General features: G+C 61.3%; 13 protein-coding genes. 9 read left to right on the plus strand and 4 right to left on the minus strand.

The window, feature by feature from the left end; all coding sequences use genetic code 11:
- Window positions 1-247 (minus strand): antirestriction protein ArdA (locus HOC_RS19445; RefSeq protein WP_035541778.1); only part of this gene is annotated, 247 nt, incomplete at its 3' end.
- Window positions 248-536: 289 nt separating this feature from the next.
- Here HOC_RS19445 and HOC_RS19450 point away from each other — a divergent pair.
- Both HOC_RS19450 and HOC_RS21600 read left to right on the plus strand, forming a co-directional pair.
- A complete protein-coding gene (locus tag HOC_RS19450; RefSeq protein ID WP_035541743.1) occupies window positions 537-971 on the plus strand; it encodes a GNAT family acetyltransferase in 435 nt (144 codons plus the stop codon).
- Window positions 972-1,448: 477 nt separating this feature from the next.
- On the plus strand, window positions 1,449-1,811 hold the full coding sequence (locus tag HOC_RS21600; RefSeq protein ID WP_051625136.1) for a helix-turn-helix domain-containing protein: 363 nt from the start codon (window positions 1,449-1,451) through the stop codon (window positions 1,809-1,811).
- Window positions 1,812-1,983: 172 nt separating this feature from the next.
- Here HOC_RS21600 and HOC_RS19465 read toward each other — a convergent pair whose 3' ends face one another.
- Window positions 1,984-2,838, minus strand: coding sequence for a DNA -binding domain-containing protein (locus tag HOC_RS19465; RefSeq protein ID WP_035541750.1), 855 nt, complete (start codon window positions 2,836-2,838; stop codon window positions 1,984-1,986).
- A gap of 602 nt (window positions 2,839-3,440) precedes the next feature.
- On the minus strand, window positions 3,441-3,869 hold the full coding sequence (locus HOC_RS19470) for a MerR family transcriptional regulator (RefSeq protein WP_034740932.1): 429 nt from the start codon (window positions 3,867-3,869) through the stop codon (window positions 3,441-3,443).
- An 83-nt stretch (window positions 3,870-3,952) separates the two neighbouring features.
- On the opposite strand from HOC_RS19470, the gene HOC_RS19475 reads away from it, so the two are divergent.
- The 5 genes from HOC_RS19475 to HOC_RS22865 all read left to right on the plus strand — a co-directional run bounded on the left by HOC_RS19475 (window position 3,953) and on the right by HOC_RS22865 (window position 6,598).
- The gene (locus HOC_RS19475) at window positions 3,953-4,330 is read left to right on the plus strand and encodes a mercuric transporter MerT family protein (RefSeq protein WP_035541755.1); all 378 of its coding nucleotides are present in this window, start codon (window positions 3,953-3,955) and stop codon (window positions 4,328-4,330) included.
- 15 nt (window positions 4,331-4,345) lie between these two features.
- Window positions 4,346-4,681, plus strand: a complete 336-nt coding sequence (locus HOC_RS19480) for a heavy-metal-associated domain-containing protein (protein WP_035541759.1) — start codon at window positions 4,346-4,348, stop codon at window positions 4,679-4,681.
- Window positions 4,682-4,684: 3 nt separating this feature from the next.
- Complete coding sequence (gene merF, locus HOC_RS19485; RefSeq protein WP_035541766.1) at window positions 4,685-4,921, plus strand: mercury resistance system transport protein MerF; 237 nt, start codon at window positions 4,685-4,687, stop codon at window positions 4,919-4,921.
- The gene (gene merA / locus HOC_RS19490) at window positions 4,911-6,332 is read left to right on the plus strand and encodes a mercury(II) reductase (protein WP_035541770.1); all 1,422 of its coding nucleotides are present in this window, start codon (window positions 4,911-4,913) and stop codon (window positions 6,330-6,332) included. Before merF ends, merA begins: the two co-directional genes overlap by 11 nt.
- 137 nt (window positions 6,333-6,469) lie before the next feature.
- Complete coding sequence (locus tag HOC_RS22865) at window positions 6,470-6,598, plus strand: hypothetical protein (protein WP_277813065.1); 129 nt, start codon at window positions 6,470-6,472, stop codon at window positions 6,596-6,598.
- 23 nt (window positions 6,599-6,621) lie between these two features.
- Here HOC_RS22865 and HOC_RS23015 read toward each other — a convergent pair whose 3' ends face one another.
- Entirely contained in the window at window positions 6,622-6,864 is a 243-nt protein-coding gene (locus HOC_RS23015) for a helix-turn-helix transcriptional regulator (RefSeq protein ID WP_084146486.1), read from the minus strand.
- Window positions 6,865-7,017: 153 nt separating this feature from the next.
- Between HOC_RS23015 and HOC_RS19495 the strand changes: the two genes are divergently transcribed.
- Both HOC_RS19495 and HOC_RS19500 read left to right on the plus strand, forming a co-directional pair.
- A complete protein-coding gene (locus HOC_RS19495; RefSeq protein WP_051625137.1) occupies window positions 7,018-7,692 on the plus strand; it encodes an RNA polymerase sigma factor in 675 nt (224 codons plus the stop codon).
- Between the two features lie 14 nt (window positions 7,693-7,706).
- On the plus strand, window positions 7,707-8,640 hold a 934-nt coding region (locus HOC_RS19500; protein ID WP_035541774.1), incomplete at its 3' end, for a FecR family protein.

The raw sequence follows: 8,640 nt of genomic DNA on the forward strand, positions 1-8,640 counted from the left end.
TCAACAGATGCGACTTTCTGGTCGCACCGTGGATCGCCCATTCCTCGGTGTCCGGCTCCGGCGACGCCGCCAGCATGGCGCGGACCTTGTCCATGACCTCGCTTGGCTCGGTTGCATCAATCCACGCCCCGTGCAGGCGCCCGTTATTGTAGGCGGCAAGACAGGCGACATAGATGCGGGGTGTCTCCCGCAAATCCGGTCCGGTATCTGTTCCAAGGGGGGCAGGTGTCTCAGGTGAAGGGGTCATGTCAGCCTCGCAAAATTATCGCCTCGCCCGCGTGCCCTTCCCGGCAGGCGGGAGGGGGCGGACGAGAGGTGCGGGCGCCCGGGCGTATAAGGGCCGGGGGCAAGGCGGGAAGGTAGGAGGCAAGGGGAGAAGCGAGCGGTTCTAGGTCACCGGCGCCTTGCGCGCGGGCCGCGCCCGGGCAGACGCGCCGTCCGCCCCCTCACGGCTGCAGGGAAAGCTTGTCCACGCCTGCAAATGCCAAACAGGCAGGCTGGCGCCCTGGATACGAATCCGTCCAGACCCGACAGCCATGGCCTTGCACATACGAGACTTCCGGGAAGCAGACCGCGCAGCATTGATTGCGCTGTGGGAGACATGTGGGCTGACAAGGCCCTGGAACGATCCCGATGCCGATATCGACCGGATCCAAGTCTCGCGCGATGCCACGATCCTTATCGGCACGGTGGATGACGCGGTCGTCGCCAGCGTCATGGTCGGCCATGACGGTCATCGCGGCTGGATCTATTACCTGGCTGTCAGACCGGACCGTCAGGCCCGCGGCCATGGACGCGAAATGATGGCAGAGGCCGAGCTTTGGCTGACGGCCCGTGGTGCGCCAAAGGTGCAGCTGATGGTGCGCCAAGAGAATGAAGATGCGGCCGACTTCTACAGCGCCTTGGGGTACGAGCGCCAGGATGTGACCGTACTCGGCAAATGGCTCACGCCGTCGACTGAGGCTGACTGAGGCTTCGAGAGGCCACGCGTCCATGCCCCCTCTGGCCGGCAGGCCAGTGGGAAGCATGCAACGCGGCCCCCGGCCGGCGAGCCCCCGCAGCGCGCGGCGACCCGAACGGGTGGCCGCGTGACCGGAGACGAGCCGGGCCCGGTCGAATGCCTTTCCGGATTTTGTGGGCTCCAGCCGCCCGGACAGACCCGCGTCAGCGGGCCTGGGGGAGGGTGATATTTCCAGACATTGCGAGTGCTCACCGGGTCCTGGAACCCGCCACTTTCATCCAGTGGCCTGCATTCCTGCCGAAACAAATATTGCGGCCGCACGAGATTTTTTTGCCGGATGACGCCGGTTGATCGTTGAGTCTCCTGGCATCGCGTTCAGCAAGGAGGAACCGCTGGCGCCGATGAATGAGGGCCGGTGAGACAGGGCCCGCACGTGTGGATCGATACGGGTGAACCGAGGTTCCTGCCTGACGGGAGGCGCAGACGCATGGCAGAGGGCAAGCCGAGAGCCAAGCGGGCACCATCCGAAATGGATTTTCGCGTTGCGTCGCGCTTGCGCGAGGCACGTCATGCACAAGGCATGACACTCGTGGAACTATCCGGCCGGTTGGGCGTCTCGCATCAGCAACTGCAGAAGTACGAGAGCGGCGCCAACCGGATTTCCGCTGGCATGTTGTACGACGTGGCCGGGCTGCTCCACATGCCCCTCGCCGACTTCTTTGGCGCCGAGCGACCGTCCAGGGACGATCAGGTCTCGCGGCTGCGCCGGGCGGCGCACCGCATTGTCGATGCCATGTCAGACGCTGAGCTGGTCAAGGTTGTCAAAGTTCTGCAAGCGCTGGACGAATAGGCGCGTGGTGGGTTCCGAGGCGCGCCGTCTCGTACCTCCGGCAGCCGGGCGAGAATATGCAGACGATCACCAGACGTCATTCCTGGCTCAGGCTTGATGGCACGAAGGCGCGCATCCGGAAATCATAAGGCGGTCCGTCCAGTTTGAAATGTCCATGGCGTTGAAACGACGATCAGCATTGCGCGCAACCCGCCTGCCTCCCGTTTGCCGGAAGACGCCCCTGCAACAGCCTGAAATAGCCACCCGCGCGCAAGCGCTGCCCCTTGGCAAGTAGCCGGACCATTTCCGATTTCATGGCAGTCGATCCGCTCTGCCAGGCGTGTGCAACACGCTGGTCATCATAGAGGATCAGCGCAGTGTCCCTGTAGGTCAGGCCGGCGTCATGTGCGTCCAGCGCGATCAGTGCGTTGCGAAGCCGCAGAGCCTGCTGTGTCAGCCGAGGAGCCCCAGTCTCGCCATGCCCGAACACGTGTCCTGCCTGTGCAAGAATTTGCGCCTGCCTGCTGGCCTGGCTGATACCCGACAGGGAGACATCGAGCTTGACCGCGCGTCCCGCAAAGAGCGGCAGGCCGCGATAGCGCACCTGTAGGGTGCTGGCGGCTGCCCGGATCAGCAGGTGTTCGCGCTGGCGCGCATCGGTCAGATGCGTGACCCGGCCCGTACGCAGGCCCACGTCAAACAGTTCGTCCGGTTCGTCCGTGGCGCGCTCCCGGCCGAGAATGGCAATCTTGCGCGGGAAGGCGCGGTCCGACCAGAAGACGTCCGTGACCCGGGCCGACAGGTCAGGATCGGGAAAGAAGATGAGCCCCCAGGTCTCGGCCAGCCGGTCACGCCGCATCAGTATCAGGCGCGTGGTTCGCGCGTCCGCAGCTTCACTGGAAACATCGGGCACCTGCGCCATGGCATTGGCCTGGAAGCGCCGGTTGCGCCTGAGAAATTCCCAGGCCCAGTCGCTCGAGGAGAGCTGCGACGCATAGGCATAGCCAGCCAGGATATCGCTGAATTCCCCGATGTGCCGTATGCGCATGCCCGAGCCTCCCAGGACAGTGTTCATGCAGCAAATGTGCCAAATGCAACCCAAGGAGGAATTCCATCGCAGCCCCTCCGTCGTCCCCAATGCGACCGGCAAGGACGACCTGGTCCGTGCTGTCGCGCGCCAGGCGCGTCCGTGGCGAAAGTCAGACTTCCGGTTGGGCGAAGGGGCGGAAAGCCGCCGCCTTCAGAGGCCTTTGCCCAATGCGCATTGGAGATTTTCACCTCCATCTAACTACGGACCATTCACCCTAAGGCGCAGAACAGTTGACTCTTCCCCGGCATACAGTCTCGATCACTGCCTGAAAGTTTGCCAGGGGGCGCAAACGGAGCCGTAGGGACGTTGACGGAACCTGCGCCGAATGAGCGACAACTCTATCAGGGCATCAGCCTGGCCGGGAATGTCCTTGTCCCTCAAGCCCTTCACTGCCAGCGGCTCAGGTCAGCTGTCACATGCTCAACAAAAGTTGATTGCGCATATTTCGAGGCAGTTACCGCACAAGAAAGCATGCGAGGGGAACTCAAGCTTCAGGCGGCCGAGTTTCTTGAAGGCAGACGACCCACGATTGCGAACGTCGATTGTTGCTCGCGATGGGTTCACCCTATGGCTGGTCCCGCCAGCGCATCAATGATCGGACAATCGGGTTCGTTGCCCTTGGCGCACTCGCTGGAAATGCGCTTGAGCGTGCGTTCGAGCGTGCGCAGGTCCGAGATCTTTCGGGAGACCGATTTCAGGTGATTGGCGGTGAGCGCATGGATTTCGGCGCAGCTGTAATCTCCGTCGTCGACCAGCGAGAGAAGGCCGCGGATCTCCGCCAGGGTGAAGTCAAGTTCACGGCTTCTCAGGATAAACCGGAGTCTCGACTGGTCCGCTTCGGAATAGAGACGATGCCCAGCCTCGGTCCGGGCCGGTTCAGGCAGCAGTCCCGTGGTTTCATAATACCGGATTGTTTCGGGATTGCAGCCTGATCGCCTGGCCAATTCTCCCCGCTTTACGCCTGCTCGCGTAACCGTGAATTCCGTCATGTATTTTTGCCTTGATCCTGTAGCCCCTACAGGGGGCAGCTTGTCACCCTGAGCCGCAACCGACAAGAGGACATCAAGCCGTTTTGACCGAATTGACGCAAAACACGACAGACAAAGACAAGCGGCGCAGCTTGCTGGCCACGGGCAGCGTGCTCGGCGCGATTCTGGCGTCATCCTGCTGCATCGTGCCATTCGCACTGATCAGTCTTGGCGTATCTGGCGCCTGGATCGGACAGCTGTCAGCGCTCGAACCGTTCAAGCCGTATTTTATCGGCGTGACCATGTTCCTGCTCGCGCTCGGCTTCTGGCATGTCTATTTCAAGAAACCGAAACCCTGCGAAGACGGCTCCTATTGTGCGCGGCCGGAGTCCAGCCGACTCACGCAACTTGCGCTCTGGATAGCAACCGCCCTGGTCATTCTCGCGACCAGTATCGATTTTTGGGCCCCTTTCTTTTATTGAACGCGGAGTAAGACCATGAAGAAAAGTATCATCGCTGTGGCAGCCATTGCCATCGTCGGGATGGGCGGATTGTCCGTTGCCCTGTCATCGGGATCGACCAGCCAGGCGCAGACCGTCTCGGCCGAAGCGCCCCTCGCGACAGCATCTTTCTCGATCGACAACATGACCTGCGCCACCTGTCCGATTTCGGTCAGGAAGGCCATGATGCGGGTCGAGGGCGTCAAGACGGTCGACATTGATTTTGACAGCAAGATTGCCAGCGTTACCTTTGACCCGGCCGTCACGACCGCCGACGCAATTGCCGCTGCATCGACCAATGTCGGCTACCCGGCAACGCGTTCGGACGCCTGATTCATGCGTGCCCTGTTAGGTATTGACGTCATCGGAACACTGATGACCGCCCTGTACTGCTTTACGCCTATCCTGGTCATGATTCTCGGGATTGTCGGCCTGTCAGCCCTGACCGGCTATCTCGACTATGTCCTGTTGTCGGCACTTGGCGCCTTCATCCTGCTCACGCTTTACGCCCTCTGGCGTCGCAAGAGCCGGATCTTACTCCCCACCCCAGTAAGCCCATTCCATGACTCATAGTTCCTCCGAAGGCCGGGACCATTACGACGTCATCGTCATTGGCGCTGGCTCAGCCGGCTTTTCAGCAGCCATAACGGCAGCTGAAACCAATGCGAGAGTAGCTCTGATCGGCTGGGGATTAATCGGGGGAACGTGCGTCAATATTGGCTGCGTGCCGTCCAAGGTCATGATCCGCGCGGCAGAGGCCCTGCACGGCGCGCGTTCGGCAAGCCGGTTCGCGGGTCTGTCAGGCGAGGCAAGAATTGATGACTGGGCAGCGCTGATGGCCGACAAGGACAAGCTTGTCGAAACGCTGCGGAACAAGAAATATATCGACCTCCTGGCTGACTATGAGACGGTCGACTATATCGAAGGCAAAGCCGTTCTGGCCGAGGGCGGTGTGATGATAGACGAACGCTTTGTAGGCGCAGACCGTACGATCATCGCAACCGGCGCTTCGCCAGCCATTCCTGATCTACATGGCCTGTCTGAAACACCCTATCTCGACAGCACAGCCGCGCTCGAGCTGGGCGCCTTGCCGGAGTCCCTGCTTGTAATGGGCGGGGGCTATATCGGGTGCGAACTCGCCCAGATGTTCGCCCGGGCAGGCACGCAGGTCACGCTGGTCACACGCAGCCATCTGTTGCCAGAGGCCGAGCCGGAAATTTCTTCGGCCCTCACCGACTATCTTGCGGATGACAACATTACCGTCAGGACCGGCCTTGATTATGTCAGTACTCGAAAAACCGAAGCGGGCGTTGCGCTGACGATTTCGATTGGCGGTCGGGAGGAAACGCTGGAGGCGGGGCATTTGCTCCTTACAACGGGTCGCCGTGCCAATACGGCTAAGCTTGGCCTCTCGGAAATGGGTATTCAGACCCATGCAAATGGCGCCATCCTGGTGGATGAACGTATGCGCACAACCAGGGCGGGCGTCTACGCAGCCGGCGATGTCACCGGACAGGACCAGTTCGTCTACATGGCTGCCTATGGCGCCAAGATTGCCGCCAGGAACGCTCTGAACGGCCAATCGCTTGCCTATGACAACGCGGCCATGCCGTGGGTTGTGTTCACTGATCCGCAAGTCGCCGGGGTCGGGCTGAGCGAGGCCCAGGCGATCAAGGCTGGCCATTCGGTCAAGACATCGATCGCGCCGCTGGACCTGGTGCCCCGCGCCTTGGCCGCGCACGATACGCGTGGCCTGGTCAAGCTGGTCGCTGATGCGGACACGGACGTGCTGCTCGGAGCCCAGATTCTCGCCCCTGAAGGCTCTGATTCCGTCCAGACCATGGTGATGGCGCTGAAGTTCGGGATGACCGCAAAGGCCTTGGGCGAAACGATCTTCCCCTATCTGACAACGGTCGAAGGCCTGAAACTGGCAGCCCAGGGGTTCGGCAAGGATGTTTCCAAACTCTCCTGCTGCGCCGGGTAGAACCCACATATTGTTGAGGTTCGGGTTGGGCCACCGACAAGTCTCCAACGGGCGCGATTGTGTTGAAAAAGTCGGTGCCAAGCTAACCGAATTCTGATTCACTTTTTCTGTAGTCATTGAACATGGGAGCGTAAGCCATGATGGGTGATCGACAGGTGATGCAGGAAGGCCTGTTCTACGAGTTCTCGATTGAGCGACATGTGCCTGAGGGTCACCATTCGGATGGCGGGAAGGAGCTTGTGGCGGACCCACGGCGTCCAAATTAATAGTGGTCGCACTTGCAATAGGGCTACTTTTTCGCTGACGCGACTAGGTCCAATATTTCGGTCCAAGAGCCATTCACAGCTTCGACCATTTGCAAGAATTCTACGACATCAATTCGCCGCTCTCCCAATTCGATCTTCGCGACATAGGATTGTGGTACACCCAAAATATCCGCAACGTCTTGTTGGGACAGTCCTGCACTGTGCCGTGCGGACTTTAGCTCCTGAATGAGTACGCGATGCGCGCGAGATCTGAGAGATTTGTTCACCGCAGCCCCAAGTAAAAACCTGTTGCTTTGGTAATCCCAATGTCGGATAATCCCATTTTAGGATGAAATCATAAGCCGCCGCGTTCTGTCTCCAGCCTGGACTGTCGGTCTGAGTGACAACCAGAAAGTTCAACCCCGCAACCCGAGCCCTCGATGCAGGATCACAAATTCGCTCACGGTTTTCAGCGCGCAGAGACACTGCGCCATCCCGGCATGGCCACCGTAGCGGCAGGAACCCCACTCGTTTCCGTGCCCGATCGCGCGCTATTGAGCCACGCCGCAGGCCATGACCCTCGTGTCACCCCCACCCTCACCCACCTCTACCACCTCCACCATCCCGAACTCCTCCGCTTCAGCCGATCCCGCATCGGCAATGCGGAAGACGCCGAAGACCTGGTCCAGGAAGCCTTCATCTCCGCCAGCCGCGCCTATTCCGACAAGCCCGTGGAAGAGCTGCGCCCGCTATTGTTCACGATCCTGCGCAACCTCACGCGCGACTATCTGAAATCGGGCTATGGAAGGAGCCGGCACATGACTGCCGAGATCAGCGAGATGGGTGACAGGCTGGCCTGCCACCGGACAGTAACCCCCGAACAGCAGGTGATGGATGCGCAATTGCTGGCGATTGCGCAAACAGCGATTGATGCCCTGAAGCCCCGCCAGCGCGAAGCCCTGCAGCTCCACCGGCTGGAGGGCCTGACCCATGACCAGATTGCCCGGCGCCTCGCCGTGTCGCCAAGAACCGTCCGAAGTGATATAGCCGAAGCGCTGGCGGCGATCGCGAAAGCCCTCTCGCAAGCGGGCGCCCCCGCGTCCCGACAAGGCTGAGTGATACCCACGTGATGAACGACAACGACGAGGAGACGGGCCGGCTTGATGCCGCGGCGCGCTGGTATAGCGAACTGCAGGACCCGGATGTGGACCTGGAGACCTGGGACGCCTTTCGCGCCTGGGAGCGAGATCCTGACAATGCAGAAGCCTATCGCCAGATCGAAGCCAGCCTCGCGATCGTGGACCAGGGCCTGCGCGCGGGCAGGGGAGGGGCATCACCCGACGCTCCACCCGAACCAGCCAAGCGGACAAGGCTCCGCATGGCCACCTGGCTGACAGGCCTCGCGGCTGTCCTGGCCCTCGCCGCCACAGTCTTCGTACTCGCCAATACCGGCGCCAATCCGGCGCCCCTGACCTATGCCACCGCCGTGGGCGAGCAGCGCAGCGTCACGCTCGCGGACGGAACCGTGATCACCCTCAACACGGACACGGCGCTGGACGTGGCGTATACGAGCCGCGAACGCCATGTCAGCCTGTCACGCGGGCAGGCCCTGTTCGAGGTCGAAAAGGCCAAGGCACCTTTTATCGTCGAGGCAGGTACAAGCCGTACGCGCGCGCTCGGGACGCAATTCGACATCTATGCGCAGCCAGCCGGTGTGGCTGTGACCCTGCTGGAAGGCTCGGTCAGCGTTTCGACATCTCCGGAACAGAAGAGCCTGTTCGGTTTCGGCAAGGCAACACATCCCGCCGATCCGGAGGCGAAGGTGCTGGCGCCCGGGGACCGGCTCGAGATCGCAGATGATGGCAGCCAGACCGTGTCCAGGGTCGAACCCGGCGCCGCGCTGCAATGGCGCAGCGGGATCGTGCAGTTTGACGATGTGACCCTGGCCGACGCGGTAACCGAACTGAACCGCTACTCAACCACAAAGATCAGGGTGTCCGATCCCGGTCTCGCAGCCGAGCGCCTGAGCGGGACATTTCCAACAGGAGAACCAGAGGCATTCG

The organism is Hyphomonas oceanitis SCH89, from assembly GCF_000685295.1.
GTDB classification, from domain to species: Bacteria; Pseudomonadota; Alphaproteobacteria; order Caulobacterales; family Hyphomonadaceae; genus Hyphomonas; species Hyphomonas oceanitis.

Coding starts and splice junctions, on each gene's coding strand:
- HOC_RS19450 (WP_035541743.1), top strand. CDS start 537: ATGGCCTTGCACATACGAGACTTCCGGGAAGCAGACCGCGCAGCATTG.
- HOC_RS21600 (WP_051625136.1), top strand. CDS start 1,449: ATGGCAGAGGGCAAGCCGAGAGCCAAGCGGGCACCATCCGAAATGGAT.
- HOC_RS19465 (WP_035541750.1), bottom strand. CDS start 2,838: ATGCGCATACGGCACATCGGGGAATTCAGCGATATCCTGGCTGGCTAT.
- HOC_RS19470 (WP_034740932.1), bottom strand. CDS start 3,869: ATGACGGAATTCACGGTTACGCGAGCAGGCGTAAAGCGGGGAGAATTG.
- HOC_RS19480 (WP_035541759.1), top strand. CDS start 4,346: ATGAAGAAAAGTATCATCGCTGTGGCAGCCATTGCCATCGTCGGGATG.
- merF (WP_035541766.1), top strand. CDS start 4,685: ATGCGTGCCCTGTTAGGTATTGACGTCATCGGAACACTGATGACCGCC.
- merA (WP_035541770.1), top strand. CDS start 4,911: ATGACTCATAGTTCCTCCGAAGGCCGGGACCATTACGACGTCATCGTC.
- HOC_RS22865 (WP_277813065.1), top strand. CDS start 6,470: ATGATGGGTGATCGACAGGTGATGCAGGAAGGCCTGTTCTACGAGTTC.
- HOC_RS19495 (WP_051625137.1), top strand. CDS start 7,018: ATGCAGGATCACAAATTCGCTCACGGTTTTCAGCGCGCAGAGACACTG.